The organism is Sphingopyxis sp. CR5 (genome assembly GCF_059693785.1).
This window is the reverse complement of sequence record NZ_JCATIE010000009.1, coordinates 181,866-205,700: the sequence shown is the minus strand read 5'-3', so window position 1 is coordinate 205,700 and position 23,835 is coordinate 181,866. Positions and strand designations below refer to the sequence as shown.

General features: G+C 62.7%; 24 protein-coding genes and 1 pseudogene. 12 read left to right on the top strand and 13 right to left on the bottom strand.

Annotation, left to right across the window (positions count from 1 at the left end):
* The first annotated feature begins 12 nt into the window (after window positions 1-12).
* From AC58D2_RS15235 to AC58D2_RS15205, 7 genes are all read left to right on the top strand, one after another.
* Window positions 13-639, top strand: coding sequence for a hypothetical protein (locus tag AC58D2_RS15235; RefSeq protein ID WP_054590308.1), 627 nt, complete (start codon window positions 13-15; stop codon window positions 637-639).
* A 660-nt stretch (window positions 640-1,299) separates the two neighbouring features.
* Entirely contained in the window at window positions 1,300-2,253 is a 954-nt protein-coding gene (locus tag AC58D2_RS15230; RefSeq protein WP_039581037.1) for a TraU family protein, read from the top strand.
* 327 nt (window positions 2,254-2,580) lie between these two features.
* The gene (locus AC58D2_RS15225; protein ID WP_321164285.1) at window positions 2,581-4,527 is read left to right on the top strand and encodes a hypothetical protein; all 1,947 of its coding nucleotides are present in this window, start codon (window positions 2,581-2,583) and stop codon (window positions 4,525-4,527) included.
* Window positions 4,524-5,633 (top strand): conjugal transfer protein TraN, encoded by a 1,110-nt coding sequence (traN, locus tag AC58D2_RS15220; RefSeq protein ID WP_039575491.1) that lies wholly within the window; start codon window positions 4,524-4,526, stop codon window positions 5,631-5,633. Before AC58D2_RS15225 ends, traN begins: the two co-directional genes overlap by 4 nt.
* On the top strand, window positions 5,605-6,498 hold the full coding sequence (locus AC58D2_RS15215) for a type-F conjugative transfer system pilin assembly protein TrbC (protein WP_054588714.1): 894 nt from the start codon (window positions 5,605-5,607) through the stop codon (window positions 6,496-6,498). The genes traN and AC58D2_RS15215 overlap by 29 nt, the downstream gene beginning before the upstream one ends.
* Window positions 6,470-7,069 (top strand): S26 family signal peptidase, encoded by a 600-nt coding sequence (locus AC58D2_RS15210; RefSeq protein ID WP_054588715.1) that lies wholly within the window; start codon window positions 6,470-6,472, stop codon window positions 7,067-7,069. The genes AC58D2_RS15215 and AC58D2_RS15210 overlap by 29 nt, the downstream gene beginning before the upstream one ends.
* Window positions 7,066-7,944, top strand: a complete 879-nt coding sequence (locus tag AC58D2_RS15205) for a conjugal transfer protein TraF (RefSeq protein WP_082665250.1) — start codon at window positions 7,066-7,068, stop codon at window positions 7,942-7,944. The genes AC58D2_RS15210 and AC58D2_RS15205 overlap by 4 nt, the downstream gene beginning before the upstream one ends.
* A 35-nt stretch (window positions 7,945-7,979) precedes the next feature.
* On the opposite strand, the gene AC58D2_RS15200 is transcribed toward AC58D2_RS15205, so the two are convergent.
* Both AC58D2_RS15200 and AC58D2_RS15195 read right to left on the bottom strand, forming a co-directional pair.
* Window positions 7,980-8,390: a type II toxin-antitoxin system VapC family toxin gene (locus AC58D2_RS15200; RefSeq protein WP_054588716.1), complete on the bottom strand. Its 411-nt coding sequence runs from the start codon at window positions 8,388-8,390 to the stop codon at window positions 7,980-7,982.
* On the bottom strand, window positions 8,387-8,638 hold the full coding sequence (locus AC58D2_RS15195) for an AbrB/MazE/SpoVT family DNA-binding domain-containing protein (RefSeq protein ID WP_039575504.1): 252 nt from the start codon (window positions 8,636-8,638) through the stop codon (window positions 8,387-8,389). Before AC58D2_RS15195 ends, AC58D2_RS15200 begins: the two co-directional genes overlap by 4 nt.
* 94 nt (window positions 8,639-8,732) lie before the next feature.
* Here AC58D2_RS15195 and AC58D2_RS15190 point away from each other — a divergent pair, with 94 nt between their 5' ends.
* The 3 genes from AC58D2_RS15190 to AC58D2_RS15180 all read left to right on the top strand — a co-directional run bounded on the left by AC58D2_RS15190 (window position 8,733) and on the right by AC58D2_RS15180 (window position 10,452).
* Complete coding sequence (locus AC58D2_RS15190; protein WP_052208289.1) at window positions 8,733-9,263, top strand: thioredoxin domain-containing protein; 531 nt, start codon at window positions 8,733-8,735, stop codon at window positions 9,261-9,263.
* A gap of 192 nt (window positions 9,264-9,455) precedes the next feature.
* On the top strand, window positions 9,456-9,731 hold the full coding sequence (locus AC58D2_RS15185) for a hypothetical protein (RefSeq protein ID WP_232014685.1): 276 nt from the start codon (window positions 9,456-9,458) through the stop codon (window positions 9,729-9,731).
* Window positions 9,732-9,735: 4 nt separating this feature from the next.
* Complete coding sequence (locus tag AC58D2_RS15180) at window positions 9,736-10,452, top strand: nucleotidyl transferase AbiEii/AbiGii toxin family protein (RefSeq protein WP_052208291.1); 717 nt, start codon at window positions 9,736-9,738, stop codon at window positions 10,450-10,452.
* Window positions 10,453-10,752: 300 nt separating this feature from the next.
* Here the strand turns inward: AC58D2_RS15180 and vapC are convergent, their stop codons facing one another.
* Together vapC and AC58D2_RS15170 are read right to left on the bottom strand one after the other, a co-directional pair.
* The gene (gene vapC / locus AC58D2_RS15175; RefSeq protein ID WP_058804244.1) at window positions 10,753-11,160 is read right to left on the bottom strand and encodes a type II toxin-antitoxin system VapC family toxin; all 408 of its coding nucleotides are present in this window, start codon (window positions 11,158-11,160) and stop codon (window positions 10,753-10,755) included.
* Window positions 11,157-11,351, bottom strand: coding sequence for a type II toxin-antitoxin system VapB family antitoxin (locus AC58D2_RS15170; protein WP_058804243.1), 195 nt, complete (start codon window positions 11,349-11,351; stop codon window positions 11,157-11,159). The genes vapC and AC58D2_RS15170 overlap by 4 nt, the downstream gene beginning before the upstream one ends.
* 289 nt (window positions 11,352-11,640) lie before the next feature.
* Here AC58D2_RS15170 and AC58D2_RS15165 point away from each other — a divergent pair.
* Window positions 11,641-11,934 (top strand): annotated as a pseudogene (locus tag AC58D2_RS15165) (conjugal transfer protein TraH); the annotation flags it as partial.
* Between the two features lie 97 nt (window positions 11,935-12,031).
* Here AC58D2_RS15165 and AC58D2_RS15160 read toward each other — a convergent pair.
* From AC58D2_RS15160 to AC58D2_RS15130, 7 genes are all read right to left on the bottom strand, one after another.
* Window positions 12,032-12,619 (bottom strand): RES family NAD+ phosphorylase, encoded by a 588-nt coding sequence (locus AC58D2_RS15160; protein WP_062900453.1) that lies wholly within the window; start codon window positions 12,617-12,619, stop codon window positions 12,032-12,034.
* 2 nt (window positions 12,620-12,621) lie between these two features.
* On the bottom strand, window positions 12,622-13,203 hold the full coding sequence (locus AC58D2_RS15155; RefSeq protein WP_062900454.1) for a hypothetical protein: 582 nt from the start codon (window positions 13,201-13,203) through the stop codon (window positions 12,622-12,624).
* Between the two features lie 84 nt (window positions 13,204-13,287).
* The gene (locus tag AC58D2_RS15150; RefSeq protein WP_120216964.1) at window positions 13,288-14,286 is read right to left on the bottom strand and encodes a hypothetical protein; all 999 of its coding nucleotides are present in this window, start codon (window positions 14,284-14,286) and stop codon (window positions 13,288-13,290) included.
* Between the two features lie 102 nt (window positions 14,287-14,388).
* Window positions 14,389-14,703, bottom strand: coding sequence for a hypothetical protein (locus AC58D2_RS15145; RefSeq protein WP_062902943.1), 315 nt, complete (start codon window positions 14,701-14,703; stop codon window positions 14,389-14,391).
* Between the two features lie 26 nt (window positions 14,704-14,729).
* A complete protein-coding gene (locus AC58D2_RS15140; protein WP_062900456.1) occupies window positions 14,730-19,025 on the bottom strand; it encodes a strawberry notch family protein in 4,296 nt (1,431 codons plus the stop codon).
* Window positions 19,026-19,163: 138 nt separating this feature from the next.
* Entirely contained in the window at window positions 19,164-21,182 is a 2,019-nt protein-coding gene (locus AC58D2_RS15135; RefSeq protein ID WP_062900457.1) for a ParB/RepB/Spo0J family partition protein, read from the bottom strand.
* A 32-nt stretch (window positions 21,183-21,214) separates the two neighbouring features.
* The gene (locus AC58D2_RS15130; protein WP_223181169.1) at window positions 21,215-22,147 is read right to left on the bottom strand and encodes a DUF7146 domain-containing protein; all 933 of its coding nucleotides are present in this window, start codon (window positions 22,145-22,147) and stop codon (window positions 21,215-21,217) included.
* 205 nt (window positions 22,148-22,352) lie between these two features.
* Here AC58D2_RS15130 and AC58D2_RS15125 point away from each other — a divergent pair, with 205 nt between their 5' ends.
* Entirely contained in the window at window positions 22,353-22,553 is a 201-nt protein-coding gene (locus AC58D2_RS15125; RefSeq protein WP_062900458.1) for a helix-turn-helix domain-containing protein, read from the top strand.
* Window positions 22,554-22,668: 115 nt separating this feature from the next.
* Here AC58D2_RS15125 and AC58D2_RS15120 read toward each other — a convergent pair whose 3' ends face one another.
* A complete protein-coding gene (locus AC58D2_RS15120; RefSeq protein WP_062900459.1) occupies window positions 22,669-23,259 on the bottom strand; it encodes a mobile mystery protein B in 591 nt (196 codons plus the stop codon).
* Window positions 23,256-23,720, bottom strand: a complete 465-nt coding sequence (locus AC58D2_RS15115; RefSeq protein ID WP_062900460.1) for a mobile mystery protein A — start codon at window positions 23,718-23,720, stop codon at window positions 23,256-23,258. The genes AC58D2_RS15120 and AC58D2_RS15115 overlap by 4 nt, the downstream gene beginning before the upstream one ends.
* Window positions 23,721-23,835 lie beyond the last annotated feature (115 nt).

Genomic DNA, 23,835 nt, shown 5'->3' with positions numbered 1-23,835 from the left:
GGCACCTCGTTGATGCTCGTGTTTGGGGCATTCGTCATCGCCGCCACGGCGCGTGGACAGACCGCGGCGATCGGGCGCACCTGGGCGATCGCTGAACCCGATGCCCTTTCTGAAATCGAGGCGCGCGTTGCGCAGCAGCCGAAAAGCATCGCGGGTCGTTTCGGTCCGCGTGAGAAGTGGAGCGCAATGCAGTCAGCCGCCCTCGGCGTTGCGCGCGCGAACAGGAAACGAAGCGTCGTGCCGTTCCACACGCTCGATTTTGAGGTCCGGTTGGACGACGGCAAACTGCTCTATCCCAAAGGCTACACCTTCAACCCCCTCACCTATGTGTCGATGCCGCAGCGCCTGATCGTGGTTCATTCGCGCGACCTGAACTGGGCGCTTGGCCACGCGCGGGCGAGCGACTGGATATTGCTCGCCGGAGGCGGCCCGGAGGTGACCGACCCGATCGCACTCGGAGAGAAGGTTGCGCGCCCGCTGTTCATTCTCGAAGAGCGCGTGAAGGAGCGGCTCGATCTTCGCGTTGCGCCGGTCATAGTCGCGCAGGTCGGACAAAAGCTCGAGGTCAGCGAGTTCGCGCTTGAACGAAAAGGCCCGGCTCCCGCGAGCCAAATCCTACGCTCGGCGAGCACGCCGTAATTTCGCCAGCTCTTTTTTGGCGCCTTCATCCAATCGCAAATCCGGTCATCCGCCTATTCGGACGCCGCGACCCAGGGGAGCTCTAATCGGAAACGAAGACAGAGTTCTTCATCTTGACGCCCGCCTGGCTCCGGCTGGACGGGCGTCTTTTTTTACTTCGATGAAGTTCGCAAGATTCCGCAGGGTCCCATTTGGCCCGATCGTCGACTTCGTTGATGCCTGGAGGAACTCGCTTCGCAAGAAGCGAGCTTTGGTGCCTTCCCTTCGCCATGGTCTGGTCCGCAAGGACGCGACGGGACCGCGAGCAGACATCTGATCGGCAAATCCAACCTCAGCGTCACGGAAGCCGGCCCCGCACCGCTGATAGCGGCAACGATGTGCCCATCCGCGGCATATCCTTTCCCATCTGGTTGCGACGAGCATGTCGGCGGGTCCATCTCCGCTTCGGGCAGGCCAATCGCCCATACAGAGCGCCGAAGCCTCATCCAACCTTTTCAGCGCCCTACCTGGCGGAACGGAGAAGTCATGCCAGCTTGCCGACACTTGCGCGCGACTTCCGCATCGGGGAGCAGCGGCGCCAGGCGCCAAGTCGAGCCGAAGAAGACGCGCCGGTCCTTTCGCTGGGCGGTACCCGTCGGGCTCGGCGCAGTTCTCGCTTTCATCCCCGCTCCAGCGCAAGCATCCAAATGTCCGAGCGACACGATCTTCAACCCGATCACCAAGGTGCGTTGGAACTGCATCTTCCCCATCACCATCGGCGGCGTGCGCGCCGGCAGCTACGACAAGCTCGACAAGGCGCTCGACGCACAATCGGCGTCGAAACCGCTGTGTGCGTGCCGCAAAGGTGCAACCTTCTGGTTCGGTGTCAAGGTCAGTTTCTGGACTCCGAACCGGATGATCGACGTGGTGACCGAACCCGGCTGCATGATGGCGCTCGGCACGGACATCATGGCGACCGGCGGCAAGCTCCAGGGCAGCCAGTCGTCGATTTCGGACGGCACGAACACGACGAAGTTGTTCGCGCAGATGCACTATTATGTCGCGCCGGTCTGGAAGATGCTCGACATGTTCAGCGATCTTCCGTGCCTCGAGGATGACGGTTTCGACGTCGCGCTGATGACCGAGGTGATGCCGACCTGGCAGTCGGGGACGCTGGGAGCGATCATCCAGCCCGAAGGCATCCTGTTCGGCAATCCCGCGGCCGGCCTTGCCTGCATGTCCGACAGCGCCGCGGCGGCAGCGGGCAAGGTCATCGACCCGCTCTTCTGGTGCATGGGCAGTTGGGGAAGCACCTATCCTGTCGCCGGCGACATTCACATGGGCGACCGCGTCGAAGCCTGGGCGGGGCTGGCAGCGCGCGGCACGTTCATGATGGGCCGGCTCGGCGCGCTGACCATCCATTCGGCGGACGGCTGCTCGTTCAAGCCGCAGCCGATCTGGACCAAGAGCCGATACAAACTCCAGCTCATGGAGCCGGTGAAGGGCGGCAAGTGCGTCAACATCGGCCGTCCCGGCGCGCTCTGGACCTCCGGCAAACACGCGCCGGGCAAGGACAACGCCCAGTTCATGCTCTTCGAGAAAGCGATCTGCTGTGCCGGCATTTCGACGCCCTGACCCGGCACTTCCCGATCGTCTCGTGCGCAGCCCGGAATCGGCCCGGTCTGCCCGCCACAGCCCCGGTGGCTGCCGGCAGGCGCGCGAGGCGGGAGCGGCGCCCTGCCCCCTCTCGGGCGCCGCTCCACCTGCAGACGATACGGGTAAATTGCCATCGCCACAAGCGAGACCGGCCCTGATCCCGCCGTGTCCTCGGGTAAAAGCGGTGCTCACGGTGTTCGACGGCCAGGCCGTCTATCGGCACCTCTCGCCCGGATCCGATGACTTCCGGGCGGGAGACCTGTTTCGGCTCGCGCATGGATCGCGCACTGTGGACGGTGATCGTTCGTGAAGCGCTCGGTTTCTCTCCTGTTGCTGCCGATGGCGGCAATGGCTTCCGCCAGCACACTGGCGCAGTCAGTCGAGGACCGCGCGCGCGCAGCCGCGGAAGCTTCTCGCGCGAAGTCCTCGACCAGCAAGGCGATCCAGGAGAATTACCTCACCCCCGGCCTCAGCGGACAGCCGATCGCGACGGTCGATCGCAGCCAGAGCTTTACGCCGAGTCTCGCCTGCCAGAAAACATCGAGCCTCCTCGAAATCCTGATCCAGCCTGACGGCACGGGCGACATCAACACCGTCCGCATCGCCCGCGACACCGATCTCGACGGCAGCTTCGACCGCGTGTCCACCTTGCCCGTGCCCGTCTCGGGCATCTGCGCCAACGGCGTCATCGCTTGCCAGCCCGGAAGCTGGAACGCGTGCAACTATCATCGTTGGAACGTCGATGTCTCGGGCGACCTGGGGCTCGCCGCCGCCGAAATGGCCGAACTCGCGGGCTGTTACTGCGTCAACAACAGCTGCGGCGCGAATCTCGTGATGGACAATCTGCCGTCGGTGCTCAAGGATCTCGGCGGCGGCGCGATCGGCGCACTCACGAGCCACGATCCCCGCGTCGGCGTGGCCGAGGCGCGCATCAACGGCCCGCTGATCCAGTATGTCGGAGCGCAATCAACCGCCTGCACGGCTTTGCCGGACCTTCCGCAAACAGCCTATCGCGGCCGTCCGACTTCGATCCTCGGCGACGCCGCGGCGACCGCAGCCGGAAGCTCGCTGTTCCAGAGCCTCAAGGGATCGCCCGCCGGCATCGGCAAGGCCGAACAGGTCCGCGCCTGCACGATCGAACGCGACGTCACACTGCGGCCGCTCGCGTATGAGGATATCGTCTCCGCGACGGGCGTCATCTATTCGGTTCAGGGCTGCGGCGAAGGCTGCCGACGCTTTCGCATCATCGGAGATGGCAATTGCAGTAGCGCGCCGCCGATCTTCACCGCGCGCTTCGAAGTCAGCGACCCCGCGAAGCTCCTGTCGGCGCGGATCGTCGAGATGGGCGCCGACGACTGGGTCCAGGGCCGCATCAACGGCCGCGTCGTCGGCTCCGCGGGGCCGCGTCCGTGGCTGACGACAGGATTGCCTTCAGGCGACTGCCGCACCGATGGCGGCGCGGCGCGCAATTACACCTCCTATGATTTTACCACCGACCTGCGGGCGGGGCCGACGACGGTGTCGGCACGCGTGCGCGGCGGCGGCGGCGGTGCGCCTCTCACGACCGAATGGGGACTGGTTGACGTCGAGATTCGCGTTTCGGACGCATGCGAACCGAGCGACCGGCTCGTCGACCAGTGCGAAGATATTGGCGCCAATCAAAAGTGCCGCCTCGACAGCGAGAGCGTCGATGGCGTCCAGACGTTTCTGAACGGCGTCGGCACCGGCCTTCGCCCCCTCCCGCGGTCGCGCCAGTTCGGCACGGGCAGTTGCACCGCTACCCTTACCCGCGACTTTTTCCTGCGCCAGCGGACCTATAAATGCGCGATCGACACCGGCGCGATGCCCGAACCCGACCTGTCGCGCGGCGCCTATATCATCGATCGTTCGACCGAGACGCTGCTCGCCGACCGCGTTCGGACGGCCGACGGCGGCAGCGCCGCGTCTACGCGCGCCTTCGCGCTTCCCGATCGCGGCTCGGTTCCAGCTTGCGAGGCGGTCTGCAAGACGCGCTCTGCGAAAGCCAATACCGACGCGGCGCCTGCGGGCGTCGTCGGCGCGCAGCAGACCAGCCCGACCGGCTTCGACACCTTCTATCACGCCTGCTCACCGGGCAATGTCTGTCCCGCCGGTCCCGGCGAGACCATCGTCACGCCCTGCGGCTGCCTTGATACCTTTCCCGAGGCGGTGGTCATGATGCAAACGGTCAGGCTCGCTGGCGCCGATCTCGCCTGCACGGCGACAGCGCGATGATGGGCCGCTTTCTCTTCTGGCCGTCGCGCCTCGCGCTGATCCTGTTCGGCATCGTCGCCTTCGCGCTCGCCGTTTACGCGTCGGCAGCGCAGGCGCAGCAGATTTGCGCGGTCGACCTCAATGGCAATGGTGACGCCGACGACGCGGGCGAGACCGCTAGCTGCGTCGGGATGCAAGGTGGTAGCTGGCAGTGCCCGATCGAACGGGCATCGTGCGCGCCCGAGCCCGGCGGCGCGTCGTCCTGCCCGCTTGGTTCGCAATATGCGTGCGAGACGCTGGCGAGCGGCGGCGTGCCGAGTTGCTCGCCGAACGCCTGCATCGATACCGCGGCAAACCCGATCGAGGATGAACCCGTCGTCGACGATCCGGGCGCGCCCGCCGACGGCGAAGTCGACACCGACGGCAATTGTCTCGGGAACATCGAGATATTCGGCGGCCGCGCGCTGCGCTGCCGCCCAGCGGGCCTCAAGACAACCTTTTCCAACTGCTGCAAGGACAAGGGTAAGATCGTCAAGGACGGAATGGGCTCGTCGATCGCGTCGACGCAGACGAAGATCGCGATCGCCAAGGGCGTGTTCACCGGAGCCCAAGCCGCCTATGCCGCCTTCCAGGCGGGCGCGACGGCAAGCCAGGCGGCGAGCGCGGGCGCCAATGCGATCATTGTCGGCATCGATCCGACCTCGATCGCGATCAGCCTCGCGGTCAACGTCATGATCGAGTTCCTCCTCTCCTCCTGCGACCAGCAGGACATGGAGACGGGCATGCTACGCGGCTCGGGCATGTGCGTCGAGGTCGGCTCCTATTGCTCGTCGAAGATCCTCGGCATCTGCGTCCAGAAGTCGCGCAGCCATTGCTGCTTCAATACCAAGCTCGGCCGCATCATCCAGGAACAGGGCCGCCCGCAGCTGAAGTCGTTCGCGGATGGCTGGGGACCGGTGAAGACGCCGAACTGCCGCGGGTTCACGCCCGAAGAGTTCCAAGCGCTCGACTTCAGCCGAATGGACCTCTCCGAATATTATTCGGAAGTTCAGGCCCGCGCGCAGGCCGACATCCAGTCAGACATGAAGGATCGTATCGATGCCTATATGCAGGCCATCGGCCGCTAGGCGCCGCGCCGTACTCGCGGTGGCGCTCGCCGACGTAGCCGGCATCGCCGGCCTTGCCGCAGCGCAAATATCGCCGGGCATCGACGACAACCCGTCGGCGCGCGAGAAGGTAGAACGCGAGGGCGAAGCGGCGATGGACCGGCTGAAGGGCGCGGTGTCGCGCCGCAAAGCCCAACAGCAAAACGGCCCATCTGACCTGCCGAAGCCGAGCGAGGTCGAACGCCGGCGCGCCTTCGAGGCGATGCGCGACCGTGCCAAGTCGCCAGCGATGGAAGCCCGCGCCCGCGATGCGCTTGAGACCGGCAAAGACCGCTTCGCCGCAGAGCGCGAGGCGATGGCGAAGCGGCTCGGCCAGGCACTCGGGCTCGAAGCGCCCGAGATCAAGGCCGTCGCCGATGCCGGTCCGGCGCCGGCGGCGAAAGGCTGGGTGCCTGTGCTGTTCGTCTCCTCGTCGATGCCGTCGTCAACGCTGCGCACCTATGCAGCGCAGCTCGAGAAGGCACGCGGTGTCCTCGCGTTTCGCGGCATGCCGGGCGGGATGGCCAAGGTCGCGCCGATGGCGAAGCTCACCGCCGAGATTCTCCGCCTCGATCCCGGCTGCGAGGGACCGGCATGCGTGATGCGCGACGTGCAGGTGATCGTCGACCCGCTGGTCTTTCGCCAGCACGGCGTCACCCGCGTGCCCGCGCTCGCCATGATCCCGGGCGATCCGGTGCTCCCCTATTGCGAGCGCGAGGAGGAAAGTCCGCGCGGGAGCCATATCGCTTACGGCGATGCCGCCCTTTCCGGTTTGCTCGAAGAAATTGCCCGCCTCGGCGGAAAAGAGGAGGTGCGCGATGCTCAGTCTCGCCTGGAAGGCCGGTAAGCATCTGGCGATCGGTTTGAAGGGACTGCCGCGGCGCGCAGCCGTTGCGCTCGGCAGTCCGGGGCTCGGCGAGCCCGCGCGCCCCGACCGGCTCTGGAAGGCGACGGCGATCGTTGTGCCACTCGGGCTTCTGACGTGCTGGGCGATGCAGCAAGCCATTCTCGTGATGTCGCCGTCGATCGACGCCTGGGCGGTGCGCGCGGCGCCGGGGCCGATCGAGAAGGGCGATTTCGTCCTGTTCATGCTCTCCCATCCGCTGGCCGGCCCCGAACCGGTCAAGGTGACCAAGCGCGCGCTTTGCATGCCCGGCGAGCGCATATCGCTGATCGAGAAACCGTCGACGATGGAGCCCCACGCCATGGACGGGTGGTATTATTGCGACGGCGTCCTGCTCGGCGTGACCAAGCCCTACGGGCGAAATGGCCAGCGGCTCGACTATTGGCGGCCCGATCACGGGCTGATCCCGCCGGGATTGATCTATGTCGGCTCGCTGCACCCGAGCGGGTTCGACAGCCGCTATTACGGACCGGTGCCGATCGCGCGCCTCACCCGCATGGAGAAGCTGCTGTGATCCGCCCTGCCCTCCTCGCGGCGCTCATCACGGCCTTCCCCGCCGCCGCGCAGCCGACCTCACCCACCCGCGAACCGAAGCAGGGCTATTGGTGGTATCAGGCACCGCCGCCGGTCGAAGATGCGGATGCCGAGCCCGACGCGCTGATGAAGCCGGCGATACCGCCGATGGCGGAACTGGCGACATGGACGCCGCCCAAAATCCGCAAGCTGATCGAGCAGCAACGCGACTATGCAGCGACCGTGCTCACCGTCGACGCGGTCGCGGACTTCTGGCGGCTGCAGGACTTCGCGCGGCGCAAGGCACGTGCGTTCGCAGGCGTGACTCAGATCGCCTTGCTTCAGAACCCCGAACTCAATGCCAAGTCCGCCAACCCGATCGTCGGCGACGCGCGCGCGGCGATGGGTGCCGAGAAGGAAGCGGTTCGCCGCCGGTATCTCCGCGCCCACGCAAGCCAGTTCGCGCTCGTCATGTTCTCGCGGAATTCCTGTGGCTATTGCCGGGTGCAATGGCCGATCCTCGAACGGTTCCGCGAGGAGACGGGCTGGCAGGTCACACAGATGGATCTCGAGCGCCGACCGGAGCTCGGACAGCGCTTCGGCGTCGAGGTGACACCGACGACGATGGTGATCCGCCGCGACAGCTCGGCAAGGATGGTGATCGCGTCGGGTGTCGAATCCTATCCCAATCTCGCGCAGACCACATACCAGGCCGTGCGGCTGATGCTCGGCGACATTCGGCCCGAACAGTTCCTGACCGGCGCGGGCGAGGAAGATGGTTTCTTCGACGCACTCGGCAATGGGCCGGTTTCCGCGACCGATCCCCGTGTGTTGGGCGGCGACCTCGTCGGTGCGGGCTTGGAGCCGCGTCGATGACAGCGTCTATTGCCGAGCAGCGCAGCGCAGTTGGATCAAGCTTTCGATTGATCGGGGTTCATCGCAGATTGCCCATGCTTTGCCAGAAGGCCAACAGCGCCTCGATCGAAGCTCACGAAGGTCTCGCCTCCCAGCCATTGGCCATCGTGGGCGATGACCCCATCAGCGAAGTCTCCACCTTGCTCCAGTATTGCAAGCCCCGCTTCAACAGCCTGTCGGTCCGCTGCGACATTGCCGGCGTCGATAAGCAATCTGACCGATGCAGCGACCCTTGCCGCCTCATAGCGATACACTTTTCTGAGCACCCAGCAGAACTCGCACAAGGCCGGAAGCGTCACAGCAACAAGTTCTGCTTCCTTCAGGAGCTTTTTTGCCAAGGGGCTTTGAACGGGATCGTCCAGCGTTGCGGATCGGACGAGGATATTGGTGTCGGCAGTAATTTTCACAGCTGTCCGGCCCAGCCCTTTTCAATGGCCTCATTCATCTCCTCGATCGAGATGGGCCGCTGGCCTTCCCGCTTGAGTGACCCGAAGAAATCCTCAATCTTTCCGGAAGGCCTGATGGCCCGAATCTTGATTTCACCGCCGGGGAGTTTGTCAAAGCTGATCTTGTCGCCTGGATGGACGCCGAGATGCCTGAGCAATTCCTTCCGCAGCGTGACCTGCCCTTTCGCGGTAATGGTAACAGCGTTCATGTGGCGAGTCCTTTCAATAGCACAAGGTAAGAGCAAATCCCCTTACCTGCAAGGCGAGTTCAGTATGTTGGCGCGATGTGCAAGCGCGCTGAGCATGAGCATCCTAGTCATTTCGCCCGGCATGGCGCAGACTGTCAGCCGCGAGGATGCAGCGCGCGCCGCGATCCATCCGGTCGGAACAACTGCGGCGATGAACCACTGGCTCTCGCGCGTTCCGGTGACGCGCGCTTTCCCGCCGGACTTTACCGAGGAACTGCGCGGACGCAGTTCGGCCTTCGTCGTCGAGATGAGCACCGCGCCCGGCTGCGTTCCCTGCGCCGATCTCTGGACCAAGCTCGGAAGTCTGGGAAGGCGATATGGCTGGCAGGTCCGCGCCATTTCCGCGCAGGAAGCGATGCTGCGATCGGGCCGGCTCGGCTTGCCCTGGATCGGGCATCCGGTCGCATGGGTGCGTCCGATGAACGATACGAACCGGATCATTCCAATCGCCGTCGGGACCGATCATGCGCCCAATTTAGCGCGCAACCTCTATCTCGCCGCGAAGATGCTGACGGGCGTTCGCCCAGCGGTAGGCGTCCGCGCACTCTCGAAATTCACTGGAATCGTTGGGGGCCCGTCGCGATAAGCCGGACGGAACTTTCTTAGCTCTGGCGCGGAATCTGCTTGAAACATCAAAGCCATGATGCATGCTTCATAAGCTGAATCTGGTCTTGTCATTATTGCCTCGCGTCGGGCGTAGGACGCGACCTGAGCGAGATTCTTGTTTTGATAACCGCTCGCGACTATATGAAAACAACGATCCAAACAGGATCGTGTTATGAGTGGAATGATGGCAAACGCTGTAACTCAAGTGCTGACGACGGTGAACGCCCCTTATGGGGCGGCCGTTTCCGCACATCAGCTTGCTGCCATGATCGTCGACTTGAAGAGCGCGATTGACTGCAACGCGCCGGTTTTCGCTTTCTTCTCCGAAGTGCCGCTGAACGTCCAGGAACAGTTCATGGCAGCGATGGGCGTAGACGCAAGTCAAGCGAGCCAAGTCGCCGATAAAATCTCCGAACTTTCGGGCTACACGCTACTGCTGGCGGCCTGACGCCGTGTCTGCAAAGCGGCCGAGCGAATGGCCGGTCCTTTTCAATCTCGCCGTAGATATTCTTGACCATTTCAGGAAGGCGAACGGCTTCGCGCCTCAGTGGAGCTTCGGCGGCGGAACCGCACTGATGCTGCAGATCGATCATCGTGAAAGTCACGACATCGACCTGTTTCTGGACGATCCACAAATCCTCCCATTTCTCAATCCGGAAACGCAAGGCATCAAACTCGATCACGCTCCTGACAGCTATCAGGCAGGCACCGATATGCTGAAGCTTGCTTATCACGATCTGGGCGAAATTGATTTCATCTGCTGCGACAGCATCATTCCAGATCCAACACGAGCGCACGACGTTCAAGGTCACGCCATCGCGCTTGAAACGCCAGCGGAAATCATCGCTAAAAAGGTCTTCTATCGCGGTTGGAGTTTCCAGCCGCGCGATATGTTCGACCTTGCAGCGGTCGCCGAGCATTTTGGACCCGACTATGTAGTCGGGGCTATTGAGCATTGCGGCCGCGCGAGGTGCGAAACGGCTCTGGCAGTCATCAACAAAACGAATCCCGCCTATGTTGAAGGGATTATTGGCCAGCTCATGCTTCGCGAAAAGACGCGCAATCTCGTTGCCCACTCCCGAGAAATCAGTCGAGACCTGATCGGACGAGCTTCAGCGAAACAGCCTATCCTGAATCCGGATACCCGGCCGCATGAGTCCGACCGGTGAACGATACGAACCGGATCATTCCGATTGCCGTTGGCACCGAATCATGCGCCCAATATCGCGCGCAATTTATATCTCGCCGTAAAGATACTGACCGGCATGCGCCCTGCAAGCCGGGGTCCGGGCGTTTTCGAAATTCACGGGAATTGTTGCTCAAGGGCCGGACATCTCACCGCAACGCCGAGCAAAGCCATAACTTCGAGCTTATTCCGGTTGGATATCCGTTCAGGGCGAAGAAGCGAAATCGAGCAACGACTTATCCCTGCAAATCTGGAGCTACGATCCAGATTTGCAGGGATCACATCATCGGCGTGCGTCCGACATGGCCGACGAGAGTCCGAGATGTTCCACGAAAGGATCAAAATCGCGGTCGCTGTAGAGCAGTGCTAACCCGTCTTCTATGCAACGGGTGGCGATAAGCGTATCGATGGTCTTGCGAATAGTGGCCCCTTTGCCGCGTAGTGCCCGAAAGTTTCGGGCCGCCTGGATCGCGATATCGCGACCTCCGATATCGATCTGGTCGAGAGACCCCATCAATCTCAGCCCGACGTTGAAGTCGCGGTCGCTGGTGAAACCCTGCAGGACTTCAGCCAGAATGATGTCGCCGGTCAGCAGTGGCTCGGCGCCTAGCAATGCGTCTAATCGTTCCGTCTGCGGTGTGGCATCGCCCCGGAAATAATCGATCCAGACGCTGGAATCGACGAGGATCACCCGTCGGTTCTCATGGCATCAAGATCGCCCGTCCAAGCGAGCTTACCCCGAAACTTCCGAATCTCGTCCTGTTTGCGAAGCCGAAGCAACGTCCGCAAGCCGAGCTCAACGGCCTCACGCTTTGTCTTGAGGCCCGTTGCCCGGAGAGCTTCGCTCATAAGATTATCGTCGATGACGATGTTGGTCCGCATGATGTGTATCCTTTTCTTAGATCATACACATACGAACCTTTGAAAGCGTTTGCAATCCATCACGGCATCTTGCCGACCCTGAAACATGGGACGAGGCGATGATCGACATGGCAGTGGCCCATTTCGCGTGGGACATATTGGCGGAAGGACCTTGCCTCTGAGAGGCGCGTACGTGCCTCTGCCCTTGTCGCGAGAGGTCAACACAAGCGACCCTGAGCGGGTTCAGCCTGCCACATCCCGCCCCTGAGAAAGAACGCTGATGTCCTCGCTTGGCGGCCGCCGCGCCATTATGATCGCCCTCATCCTGTCAACCTGCGGAGCCGGCGCGCCGGGAGCCTATGCCCAAAGCTGGGCCGAGCATTGGTTCGACAATGTGACCTACACGTCGCCCGGCAGTTTCGAGGACCAGGCGCGCGGTTATGTGACCGCGGGCGGCTTCTCGGGCCGCGTCGACGTCCACAACGACTATCTGATGAGCGTGACGCTGCCCAAGGTGCGCGCGGGCTGCGGTGGCATCGACATGTTCCTCGGCGGCATGTCGTTTCTCGATCCCGACTATCTCGTCCAGAAGCTCGAGAACGTCCGCGCTCGGCGGTTCATTTCCTGCGCGGTTTCTCGCAAAAGTGAAAAATCCACTGCAAAATATGTAGCTCAACGCGCAACCGGGATCGACGGTGGATCTAGAATTCTATGAGTTCGAATCCACGCGGTTTGAGGATCTTGCGGACCCAGCCCTTGTCGATCTGCAGATTCTCACCGGTCAGGTCGATTGCGGGATCCGCTCGCTCGAACAATGCGATGCAAAGTTCGTCCGTGTCGAAGCGCGACCTATACTGGATGCCATCGAACGCCGTCTCGGTATAAACGATCGCGGAAATCCGTTGCGTAATGTCGTAACCACCAGGATTGGTGACCGGATCGAAATCGGCCGCTACGCCGGCAGCGGTGGTCTGAAACCAGGCGAGACCGGGGCCATGCAGCTTGGCAAGGCGTAGTGTTCGTCTGGTCTTGAACGTAGCCGCGCGCTTCTGCTCGACACGGTCCCATAACAGGTCCCGGTCAGCGGGCTTCCGCAGCAGGCTTTCCGCGAACGGGCCAACCAGTGTTTTCCCAAGATAAAGAACGCCGAATTGTCCGTCGGGATCGTCCCAGCGCCAGGACGCGTCCTTGCGGCCATACCAGCGCGCGTCGACGGATTTGCCATGAACACGGTGCAGCGTCCGTCCGGCAGCGATCGTCGCCACCGGCATCATCGATTTTGCCGCCATTGTCAGTCGTCGAGTGTTTGGGCGACACGCACGACACGATCGACATCGTCTTGATTGCCCCTTAGGAGGTCGATCGGCCGCGCGTCGCCCAGACCGTCGTCGCCGCTCACCAGATACTGGAGGACCGCCCAGCCGCTCGCCCCGGGTGCAGCACCGAGAACGCGGGGAATCGCCGGGAGGATGGCATTGCCATCGAACTGGAATGCCGGAAACAGCTTGGCACCATTGTCATCGATCATGAGGAGGCGACGGTCCCGGGCGGCCTTGTAGACGGCCTGCACTGTCTTGTGTCCGAGCAGATTGCGAACTGCTTCGGCATCGAAAGCTCCACCTGCGGCTTCGATCAGTCGCCGTTTGAAGGCGATGGCCCGGGTAATCTCTTCCGCCTGTTCCGGATCGCCGGCTTCGACCGACGGAATGCCGCGCGCGATATTCAGGACAAGCGCGGGGACGTCGATGCTGCCAATCGCCGCCGTCTTGGCGGCAGCTGGCATCATCTTGATGATCCGGTCGGCGCTTGCCAGGATGCGGTCACGCAGGATGCGATCTACATCGATAGCGGCCATACTGGCTGTGCGAGACATGTCGGCGCTCCTAGTTTAGTGAGTTTCATATAGGGCATATTGGGAACGCTTTCAACCATCCACAGACGCCGAAACGATGAACCTTCAAACATGGACGTCGACGGACGTCGTGCCATCACGCTGGCTCCGTGGCCTTGGCGGCTGCCGCTTCAACTCGCTGGGAGTAGCAGTAAACACCGTCCAGTCGCCGTAGTAGACCCCGTCATGCTCGACATAATCGTTGAAGATGGTGAGGCGCCAATCGCACAGCGGGCCGACGACGTTCGACAATCCTCGCGCCCGCCAATCGGACATCACCGCCGGGAAGTAGCGGTCCATCACTTCAGGTGTGGCAGCAAATTTGACGTCACACATATAGGTGGTGTGGACATAAGCGAGCGGCCCGATGACGGGTCCATCACTGCCCCAGTCTTCGAGGTTCTCATCGGGATCTTTGCGACCATGATAGAGGTGGAGATAGAGTTGCGGAACATCCGGGGCGACGGCTTCGGCTCTTGGCATCGTATCACCGGTCTCATTCGCTTCGCGGGCGGCAATCCAGTCCAGATAGCCGAGACGCGTGTCATCGTTTGAGATCTCGTATTTCCAGTCGGCTAACGGATGACCGGCGCGGCGGCTCCACGGTCCCTGCTCTTCCGGCGCGGAAGCGATCGAAATCGGAGGCGGAACGAATGCGGCAATTTCGAACCAGGCGTCGGCCGCGGCTATGGATCCGAGCCCATTCAACTCGGTCCGGCTCATGAGAACATGGTCCGACCCGTTGGTGTCGAAATATAGCGGATCGCCCTCGCCGGTATAGACGGCACGCTGAGCGCTGAACGCGCCGACACACGGATCCGAATTGCGAACAAAAGGAATGCCGTGGTGGGTGCAGAAATCCTCGACCTGATCGAATTGCCCGCCAACCAGGCCATGGGCGCAGATTTCGAGGGCTTGGCCATCGACAATGTGGGACGCATCGACGGTCGCTCCAACCCAGTCGAGCATTCCATGGTCGCACGCTATGGCGTCGATCAGCGGCTCGATCAGATCGCTCCTGATCGCCCCGCCGATCCGAATGATCGCGGATGCACGGTCTGTCATGGGAACCTCCATCGTCTCGATGGCCCTGCGGACAATTCCGCCGCCACACCGAGCCCCCCCCCACTCCCCCCTTTTCGCCTGTAAATTGGCCCAGCACGCAAACTATGGCGGTGACTGGGGGCCGCATTCGGCAGCGCCGATGAGGCTGCGAAGCTTCGACCATGCGAGTGCTTCGCCGGCGCACCGCCCTTGCCGGACGCCTATTTCGTACAGGCGATAGGTCAGGCTGACGATTTCAGGTGTGGCGTTCGAGGGGACGAGGATCAGGAAATCGCTTTCGTCGTCCAGGAGCTCGAAGACCGTGCCGTCGGTCGGCAAGGTCGTGACTGCAATGCTGGCCGAGCTCCCGAGCGCGGTGAGAGCCGTGTTGAAGCGGTCGACAAAGTCCTGATCGACCAGTGGATAGAAGTCGGACATCATGGCCCCCTTCGTGGATTCGGGATTCACTGCGGCCGCTCGGCGATGATCGCGGCGAGGACCTCGTCGGCCTTCTCGACAGGCAGGAAGAGCCGCGTCTTGTACTGGATCACCTCGCTGAACAGACCGCGCGCCTTCAGCCATTCGCGGTCCTGTGGCTGGAAATCCCGGACCTCGAAGCGCCGGCTACTGTTCACCATCGTGGAAACGAGGCGCGCGCCATGGAGGCCCGGGATCAGTGCGCCATCGCCGCCACGCGCCGCCTCGATCAGTTCATCGGGCGTGAGTTTGATCGAGGACTCAAGACCGAAGGCGGACTCCAGTTTCTCGAGCGCGGTGGGCATCACGATGCGTCCGAGGATGGACGTTCCCGCCGCGTCATCGATCCGCCAGACGCGGACATCGTCTTGCGGCAGCTTGTTCCAGACGGGCAAAAGGAGGCCGGTCGCGACGCTGATCGTGTCAATATCGACCTTATCGAGCGCTTCGGACACCTCTGCTTCCCAGAAGCTTTTGAAGCTATCGTGATCGACCTCTTTCCAGAAGGTGTGCCAAAGTTCGGCGAGTTGGATACGATTGGAACCCGTCGGCCGGACAAGCTCCAGCATCTTGACGGGGCGCCCCTCGTCGTCGGTGATCGACCAGGATGGAACGCAAACGGCGACGCGCCCCGAACGGCTGTTCCGCAGATATCGCACGTCGTCGGAGCTTCCCCAGATCTTGTCGAGGCGCGTCCATCCGGTGACGTGCGGCTTCAGATGAAGCTCGAGGCGGAGCAAACGCGTTTCGGCGCCGGATACCGGGTCTTTCCTGAGCACGCGCTCCGAGATCTGAACGATACGCTCGGCCCGGATCGCTTCGACGCCGAGGTCGAGCGTTCCGGCTTCGCGCGCTGCGTCGACGCGGGCCTGTATGAGCCCCATATATTCCTCGAAAACCGCGTTCTGGGTCGCGATCCTGAGCGCGAGGATGCGGTTGAGCCAGCGCTGGATCGGCGGCAGCTTGTCGAGCAAGGTGCCATGCTCATCGACAAGCTTCAGGCCTGTGATGATCTGGAATTTCTCGAGGCTGACGCTCGCGAGCTTGCCGGCGTGGAGGAGGTGATACCACTGGGTCAGGGCCTCGCGGGCATAGCTGCTTTCGAGATTATCGGCGGGATCGAACAGGTTCTGGCCGCCTGTCTGGCGTTGGCCGCGCGTGAGCGCGCCCAGCGTGTCGAGACGGCGCGCGATCGTGCTGATAAAGCGGCGTTCACCCTTGCAGTTGGTCGTGACCGGGCGGAACACCGGCGGCATGGATTGGTAGGTGCGGTGGGTGCGACCGAGGCCCTGGATCGCGATGTCGGCGCGCCATCCGGGTTCGAGCAGGAAGTGGATGCGCCGCTTGCGCGCGGTCGGGCAGTCCAGGTCAGCGTGGTAGGACCGCCCCGTGCCACCCGCCTCGGAAAAGACGAGGATGGGCTTTCGCCCCGACATGAAGTTGTCGGTCTCGGCGATGTTGGAACTGGACGTGCGACGCTCGACCTTCTGCCGGCCCTGCCCATCAACGACAATCCGCCGCGTGCGCCCCGTGACCTCGGAAACCATGTCGGTGCCGAAATGTACGATGAGAAAGTCGAGCGCAGCCGGAACAGGCGGCATCGAGCAGAGCCGCTCGATCAAATCGTCGCGCGCGGCGACCGCTTCCTGGCACAGGACACCGTTGCCGTCGTCATCGAGCATTGGCTCGGAGCGCATTGACCCATCGGTCGCGCGAAAGGCGCGCATTTGCCGGGTTGGGAAGGCGGTCTTCAGATAATCGACCATGGTGTCGAGTGGGGAGACATCGATCGAGAGGTTCGCCCGTTCTTCGGGTGACAGGTCAGCCAGGCGGCGGTCGAGTATTGCCTCGGCGGTACTGGTGAGCTGAACGACGGCGACATGGCCCGCGGCGAGTTCATCCTCGATCGCGCGAACGAGCGTCGGCATCTTCATCGCGATCAGGACCTGCGAGAAGAACCGCTGCTTCGCGCTTTCGAACCGGCTCAGCGCCGATCCCTTGGCCTGGGCGTTCATCGTCTGCCCCGAAATGCGGTCGACGATGTTCGACGCCTTCAGAACCTCGTCGAGGTTCTGGTGAATGATCGCCCATGCATCGGCATAGGCGTCGTAGATGTCGATCTGGTCCGGCGTGAGCTGATGCTCGAGCGGGTCATATTCGACGCCGGCGAAACTGAGCGCCCGGGCGGTGTAGAGACCCATGGACTTGAGATCGCGGGCGACGATTTCCATCGCGGCGATGCCGCCGTCGGTCATCGCGGCGAGAAAGCCGTCGCGATTGGCAAACGCCGTACCGGGACCCCAGAGCCCGAGCCGCGACGCGTAACTCAAATTTTCGGGCTTGGTGGCGCCGGTCGCCGATTCATAGACAACGCGGGCGCGCGGCAGCGCATTTTGCAGGCGGACCCCGGCGAGGCCCTGCTCGGATCCCTTGGCTTGCCGGTACTCGTCCTTGGTCCCGGCGGCGTTGCCCATCGAATGGGATTCATCGAAGAGGATCACGCCTTCGAACCCGGCGCCCGTCCACTCGAGAATCTGCTGCAGGCGCGAGCATTGGTCGTGGCGCTGGGACCGGAGCGTCGCATAGGTGAGGAAGAGGATGCCACTCGCCATGCCGATCGGCTGACCAAGCGGAAAGGCGTCGAGCGGCTGGACGTCGATTGGAAGCCCGCCGAGCGCGCTCCAGTCGCGCCGGGCATCTTCGAGGAGCGTCGCGCCCTTCGAGATCCACATGGCGCGCTGATTGCCGCAGTTCCATTGGTCCCGGATAATTGCGGCGCCTTCACGGCCCTTGCCGACGCCCGTCCCGTCCCCGATGAAGAAGCCCATGCGATAGGGGCGGCCTTCGGGGTCCTCGATCAGCAAGTCGCCTGCCGTGTTGGTGACGAACCGGCCCGAGAGGTCGCGCGAGAAGGCATCGCCTGCGTAAATGATCGCTTCGAGCTGGGCGTCTGACAGCGCCTCGCTTGCCCGCTTCTGGAAAAGCGGGCGATATTGGGGGATCGGGGGCAGAACCGACGCCATGGCGAGCGATTCCACGAGATCGTCGGGGTGGGGCTTCGCGCCTGGAATATCGATGCGGGCGAGCCGCCAAGGCGCATAGATACCGACCGGATCGCCGACAGGGAGCGGCGCGTCGCGGACCGAATAGGCGAGCGGCTGCGCTAGATCATCGGTCGCGGCGATCCGCGAGGGTGCGATGATCCTGGGGCCAGCGAGGCCGGAGAAGAGTGAGGACGACGAAGGCCTCAGCGCGGGACGCATCGGGATTACCGCCGGGGACGCCGGGGGCGGTTCGTCGGATGGGTCAAGCCGCGCCGGAGCCGCGAGCACGATGGGCAGCGCCGCCGCGATGGTGTCGACCGTGTGGCGCTCGGTTTGGCCGATCCAGCCCTTGTCGAAGACGATCAGGCGGACGGCGACGCTGGTGCCATGCTTCGCATAGGGACGGCCGAGAATCGTGATCTCGACGCGCGGGCGGGCAATTTCGGCGACGGAGACATAGCCGCTCGCGCCGCTCGCATCGTGCGCGAAGGTCGGCGACATGATCGCGACGCAGCGTCCGCCCTCGGCAAGACGCAGCAGCGCGGAGCGAAGATGGCGCGCTCCGGCATGGCGATCTTGGCCGCGCCCCTCGCTGCGGCTGAAGGGCGGGTTGATCAGGACAATTGTCGGCCGAACATCCGTCGGCAGCCGGTCGTTGATGAACTCGGCGTCATGGGTCGTGACTGGGCGGCCCGTCACGAGGGAAAGCAGCGCCGCCCGGCAGGGATCGCGCTCGTTGAGCGAAGCGCTCGCGCCCGCGGCGATCGCGCGCGCCGCAAGCATGCCGGTACCTGCCGACGGTTCGAGCACATGATCGCCAGCAGTGACCGCCGCCGCTCGGGCCGCGAGCCAGGACAGCGCCGCCGGCGTGCTGAACTGCTGCATATCGACCTGGTGCTCGCTGCGATAGGTCTGGGTCGGCAGCGCCTTCTCGAACGCGAGGATATCCGCGAATTCGTCTTCGGGCCCCCAGTCCGGGTTCGGGTCATCATCGGGCACGAGCGTGTCCGATGCCTGCGCGGCTTCGAGCGCGTCATAGGCATCGCGCATCGACCAGCGCCCGTCGGCATCGGAGCCGCGGAACGCTTCCACCATCAGGCGCTTGAGCAGCGAGCGGGTCACGGATTGCGGATCGGCGAGCCGGTCGCGCAGTGCGCGGGCGACGCCATAAAGGCGTTCGGCTTTTTCCCGGGCCTCGGTGCCCGGGGTTTCAGCGAGCTTCAGAAGCGGAAGGGTCATGGCAATTCTCCTGAAGAGGTTCGGGAGCAACACGCCCCCGCTGCCATCGCCCCTCCCCCTCTCCTCCCGACTGGAATGGGGGCATAAGAAAAGGGGCCGCGGCGCAGGACCGCGACCCCATAAAATCGAAGAGCGAGATTAGGCCGCGTCGGAGAGCGGCTCGTCCTCGTGGGTATCATCGGCGGGATCGCCCGCCGCCTCGGGTTCGACGGTGCCGCTCGTTTCGTCTTCGCCATCATCGTTCACCGGCTCGGCGACCGGATGCTCGAAGCGCATGGCGTCAGGCAGCCAGGCAAGCGCCTTTTCCTTGACGTCCGCCTCGACGATGATGTTCCCGGCGAAGAGCTGTTCAGCCGAAGAGGCGAGCAGGTTCTTCTTCGACGCCCCGTAGCGCTGGCTGAGCTCGCTGCCGCCGATCTCCTGAAAGAGGTCGATGATGGAGCTCTTGGTGAGCCGCTTGAAATAATTCTTCGCGGTCGGGCGCCACCAGGCGGCGACATCGATCTTGAGCTTGCGACCGAGATGATCGACGAAACCGCTGGCGGAATCTTTCATGGGCACCGCATGGATCGTCCGGGCGATCGCCCAAGCGAGCCAAGCCGCACGCGCTTCTTCGCCGAGCGCGCAGAAGGCATCGTAGCGCCCGGCGACGCCGATGTTCGGCTGGACCCAGCTTCGATCGAGCCCCTCTTCGAGCTTGGCCCATTCGTCAGCCGCGAGCGATCCGCTTTCGAAGCCAATGACACGCGACGGCGCGGCATCGGCGCGAAGGTCGCTGGCGAGATCGGAAGCGTAGCGCCGTAAAGCCGCATCGACCATCACGAAGGTTCCGAGATCGAGCGCAAAGCGGGGATCGCTTGCGACATGGACACGAAGCAGTTCCGCCTTCATCGTTGCGAGCTCGTCGATGAGTCGTTGGCTCATTGCCGGTTTCGCCGAGACAGAGCCGTCGGTCTCGGCGTCGCTATCATCGTCGCCATCGATGTCTTCGTCGGCCTCGGTCGGCACCATGTAGGCCTGATGGTGCACACGCGGCTGGCCATCTTCGCCGATGACGAGGAAGGCAAGTGCCGCGGCCTTTTGGTCGTCGGTCAAGACCGCCGGTCGATTCTGGATGCCGCTCAGTTCGGATTCAAGTTCGCGATACCGCTGTTCCTCGTCCTCGGTGATGCCGTCATCACTCTCGTCGGCAGATTCGGCGATCATGTTCATCTCAGCTTCGATTTCGGCGCAGCGCGCTACCTCCTCTGCGGTCGGTTCAGGAATCTCGCCGCGGACCGGGCGGAGGCCGTCATAATCCGCGAACGAGATGCGCGTCATCGGGACCGCGCGAATTTCCGCGAAGCCCTCGCGCGCCCGGATCGCTTCGGCTTCCGCAGCCAGCTTCTCATCAGCGAGGCGGTCGAGGACGTCGCCATCGATCCAGTTCTCGGATGCACTGTCGGAAAAGAGGTCAGAGTCGATCCGCCCGCCCGCCTCGACATAGGCATCGCGGCCGACGAGCAGCGCTTTCGGGTCGCCGCCCCGGTAGCTGCCGGCGGCGAGCTCACGCCGGATGGTGTACGGGTCGTTGCGGTAATAGCTGTCGCGATATTGCTCGAAGACGCGGGATTGGCGAGCCGTATCCGAGGTGCTGCCATAGGCCTTTGCAATTTCGAGGGTGATTTCGCCCTTGCGCAGCGCATCGAAGATCGTCTCGTGGAGATCGGCGAGACGGACGCGGCCGAGCACGAAGCGCTCGGTTTTGCCGAAGCGCGCCGCGACCTGGGCCGCAGTCTTGTCCTCCTTCTCGATCATGTTCTTGAACGCCATGCACTCGTCCGCGGCGGTCATCGGGAGCTTGTTATTCTCGGCGTAGCTGAACTCGATGGCACGCTTCGCGTCCGGCATCACCATGACCGGAATCTTGAAGTCGTCCGGGAGCCGCCCCTTTTCGATCAGGACGTGCACGCGCTCGAGGCGCCGACCGCCGCCGAAGATGCTGTAGTGGTCCTTCTTGCGCTTGACTGCCGTACCAATCAAATTCTGGAGCACGAAGCCGGCCTCGCCGATCATCGCCTCCAGTTCTGCGTCGGCATCGGGATCGCTTTCGGTCCTGACGTTGAGCGGCGAAGGGACGCAGTTGCGCGCAGGCGCGTATACGATGGGAAATGACATAATCAGTCTCCTGGCGGCGGAAGCCCGACCATTCAGGCCGCTCGGCGCCGCCAGTCCCCCACTCCCTTCCCTCCTTGCCTGAGGACATCGTTCCAGTCGTTTCGGCCGTTCCATGGCCAGATCGTATCGATGCGTCGTCCGGGCACCGCGTGCGCCTTCACGGCGAGCGGCACGGCGAGGCGGCCGGCACGGTCGTTGTCGGGCAACAGGATGAGACGCGACACCGATTCTGGAATAGTAATTTGTGGGATGCGCTCATTGCCGAGTGCGGCCCAGACCGGGATGCCGAGGAGGATCATCGCCGAGATCGCTGTCTCGACGCCCTCGGCAATTCCGAGTGTATAAGCGGCCGGCGCGAGTCGAACCGCACCTGTGCGGGGGTGACCGAGCAATCTGCGAGGGTGCCGGAGGTCGCGCGCGCGTCGGCCCCTGCCATCAAGGAAGGTCCGTTGGACGGCCAACAATCCCGAGTCATCGGTTACCGCGGCGAGCATCGCCGGTCGAAACACGGCCAGTCGGCCCTTGCCGAGAGGCGTTCGGGGAGCGAACCGCAGGCAGTTAGGTGCAATATCGATCGACCTGTTCCGCAAATAGGTCTCCGCGATTGTCCAGTTTATTGGCCGACCAATGCCCCACAGGTCACGGGCACGCTGCTGTAGCCATTCTTTAGGGAGGGAGGATGGCGCCCCCCTGCCGTCACGTGCGTCGAGGGCGTTCAGACCGTCGCGGCGAAGCGCCCGGAGCACATCGGAAATATCGCAGCCGGCAAAGCATTTGAACAAAAGTCGTGTTTCGCCAATCCTGACCGACAGGCTCGGGGTTTTATCCTCATGAGCAGGGCAGCGGCACATGCCAGAATCGCCAGACCAAGTCCCGCCGAAGCGGCGCACAAGAACGGCCCCGGCGACTTCGAGTTCTGGCTTGCGAGACGTTGAAAACCCTGCAGGCATGGCAAGCCTCTTCATCAGGACGGATACGCAATAACCCCCTCTTTTCCTCCTCGCTCCGCTTGGCTGCGGCATTAGTCTGTGGCCCCGCGGCGCGGGAATGCCGCCGACCGGTAGCTACGTGCCCTCCTCCTTGTGAAAATCGTGCCGCCGACCATGCTTGAGCGGGCGAAAGCTGCGTTGGAACCGCGCGCAAAAATGTCTCGTTGCGAGGACATGAAAGATGCGGGATTCCGATGACACTCCGGTTGAGATCGTATTTATCGAGCCCCTTACGGTACGGATTTCCACTGCCGTCAAGCTCACCGGAATCAGTCGATCCAGGATTTACGAACTCATCGAGTCCGGCGACCTTGAAACCGTCAAGGTCGGCCGATCTACGCTGATCCCATATAAAAGTCTGAAAGCCCTAACCAGCGCATAATCGGTTGCGCCACCGCTCGAAAAGAGGGTCCCAAATTTTCGTTCCCACCGTGTAGCTCGCGTCGGAGCAGCTATTGATCGCTTGGTCCATGCGGAGTCACATGCTGGCTATCTAGCTATGATCGTGCAAAGAGCAACAATGGCCCGATATCATGGCTATCGGCTACTTTAAGTGCGGCAACATAAGCTGCTCTCGTTTCGCTGGCATTGACCAGGCCAACGCTTCCCCATGTAAACGGTGTACATCCGAGTTGGACCGCCAGCATGTCGCCGACCATACGCGAAAAACGGCCATTGCCGTTCGGGAAAGGATGGATGGCAACGAGCCGGTGGCTGAATCGGACGGCAATTTCATCGGGTGGGTAGGTTCCATGCTCGACCCAATATCGCGTGTCGTCGATCAGTTGACGAAGGTCCATGGGGATTCTGTAAGCATCGACGCCAATGTTGCGCGGCGTGGTGCGATACTGCCCGGCCCAACGCCACACGTCTCCGAACATGCGTTTGTGAAGCTGGTTCATGAAATCCTGATCGAGAATATCCCGCTTCCGGCTCATCACCCATCGTAAAGCTTGCCTGATATTGATCTGTTCGGCTTCATTCAGCTCATGCCGCATGGTGATATAGGACGGGATGAGTTGTTCGCGCTCCTCGGCGGTCAGCGGCGTGTTGGCGTCGTCGTCATCGTTAAACAGCTTATCTGTCATTCATCATCCCACAGGCCGCGCAAGGAGCCGGATAGAATGAGTTCGATCATGCGCCGCTGTTCTTCGTCGAGATCGGCTTTGAGCAGGGCCTGATTTTCCAGCCGCATGGTATGGTCCAGCCGCGCAATATCCTTGCTCGCTTTCTGCTTCGCGCGGTCGCGCAGGATATCATCAAGCGGCTTCGTCGGTACGAAGGCATAAACGAAAGTGCAGTTCATTGCCTCAGCCGCCTGACGCAGCGTCTTAATCGTGGTGGATCCGCTGACTTCGGCCTTCTCAATCACGGGAATGCGCGAAATCGATGTTCCCATACGAGCGGCAAGCTGGCGGACCGTCATGCCCAGAGCTTCGCGTATTGCCTTTATCCAGCCTCTTGGGGGCACGGCAAAAGACGTTTCGCGCAAGGGCGCGAAACGTCTTTCGAGTTGCTTGCGGGCAAGGGCGGCCTGATCTTCGTTCATATATATATGTCCTGATGAGCCTAAGATGTATATATAAATATGAACATATCAAGATATTTTGATCGTAAATTTACGATCGTTACCTCATAAAATATACATAAATATATGAACGTAC

Excerpts from the sequence above, each read along its gene's own strand:
- AC58D2_RS15215 (WP_054588714.1), top strand. The coding sequence starts at position 5,605 with ATGCCTATATGCAGGCCATCGGCCGCTAGGCGCCGCGCCGTACTCGCG.
- traN (WP_039575491.1), top strand. The coding sequence starts at position 4,524 with ATGATGGGCCGCTTTCTCTTCTGGCCGTCGCGCCTCGCGCTGATCCTG.
- AC58D2_RS15145 (WP_062902943.1), bottom strand. The coding sequence starts at position 14,703 with ATGTCCGACTTCTATCCACTGGTCGATCAGGACTTTGTCGACCGCTTC.
- AC58D2_RS15210 (WP_054588715.1), top strand. The coding sequence starts at position 6,470 with ATGCTCAGTCTCGCCTGGAAGGCCGGTAAGCATCTGGCGATCGGTTTG.
- AC58D2_RS15150 (WP_120216964.1), bottom strand. The coding sequence starts at position 14,286 with ATGACAGACCGTGCATCCGCGATCATTCGGATCGGCGGGGCGATCAGG.
- AC58D2_RS15170 (WP_058804243.1), bottom strand. The coding sequence starts at position 11,351 with ATGCGGACCAACATCGTCATCGACGATAATCTTATGAGCGAAGCTCTC.
- AC58D2_RS15160 (WP_062900453.1), bottom strand. The coding sequence starts at position 12,619 with ATGGCGGCAAAATCGATGATGCCGGTGGCGACGATCGCTGCCGGACGG.
- AC58D2_RS15235 (WP_054590308.1), top strand. The coding sequence starts at position 13 with ATGCTCGTGTTTGGGGCATTCGTCATCGCCGCCACGGCGCGTGGACAG.
- AC58D2_RS15140 (WP_062900456.1), bottom strand. The coding sequence starts at position 19,025 with ATGACCCTTCCGCTTCTGAAGCTCGCTGAAACCCCGGGCACCGAGGCC.
- AC58D2_RS15115 (WP_062900460.1), bottom strand. The coding sequence starts at position 23,720 with ATGAACGAAGATCAGGCCGCCCTTGCCCGCAAGCAACTCGAAAGACGT.
- AC58D2_RS15130 (WP_223181169.1), bottom strand. The coding sequence starts at position 22,147 with ATGAAGAGGCTTGCCATGCCTGCAGGGTTTTCAACGTCTCGCAAGCCA.
- AC58D2_RS15195 (WP_039575504.1), bottom strand. The coding sequence starts at position 8,638 with ATGAACGCTGTTACCATTACCGCGAAAGGGCAGGTCACGCTGCGGAAG.
- AC58D2_RS15125 (WP_062900458.1), top strand. The coding sequence starts at position 22,353 with ATGCGGGATTCCGATGACACTCCGGTTGAGATCGTATTTATCGAGCCC.
- AC58D2_RS15135 (WP_062900457.1), bottom strand. The coding sequence starts at position 21,182 with ATGTCATTTCCCATCGTATACGCGCCTGCGCGCAACTGCGTCCCTTCG.
- AC58D2_RS15120 (WP_062900459.1), bottom strand. The coding sequence starts at position 23,259 with ATGACAGATAAGCTGTTTAACGATGACGACGACGCCAACACGCCGCTG.
- AC58D2_RS15155 (WP_062900454.1), bottom strand. The coding sequence starts at position 13,203 with ATGTCTCGCACAGCCAGTATGGCCGCTATCGATGTAGATCGCATCCTG.
- AC58D2_RS15190 (WP_052208289.1), top strand. The coding sequence starts at position 8,733 with ATGAGCATCCTAGTCATTTCGCCCGGCATGGCGCAGACTGTCAGCCGC.
- AC58D2_RS15185 (WP_232014685.1), top strand. The coding sequence starts at position 9,456 with ATGAGTGGAATGATGGCAAACGCTGTAACTCAAGTGCTGACGACGGTG.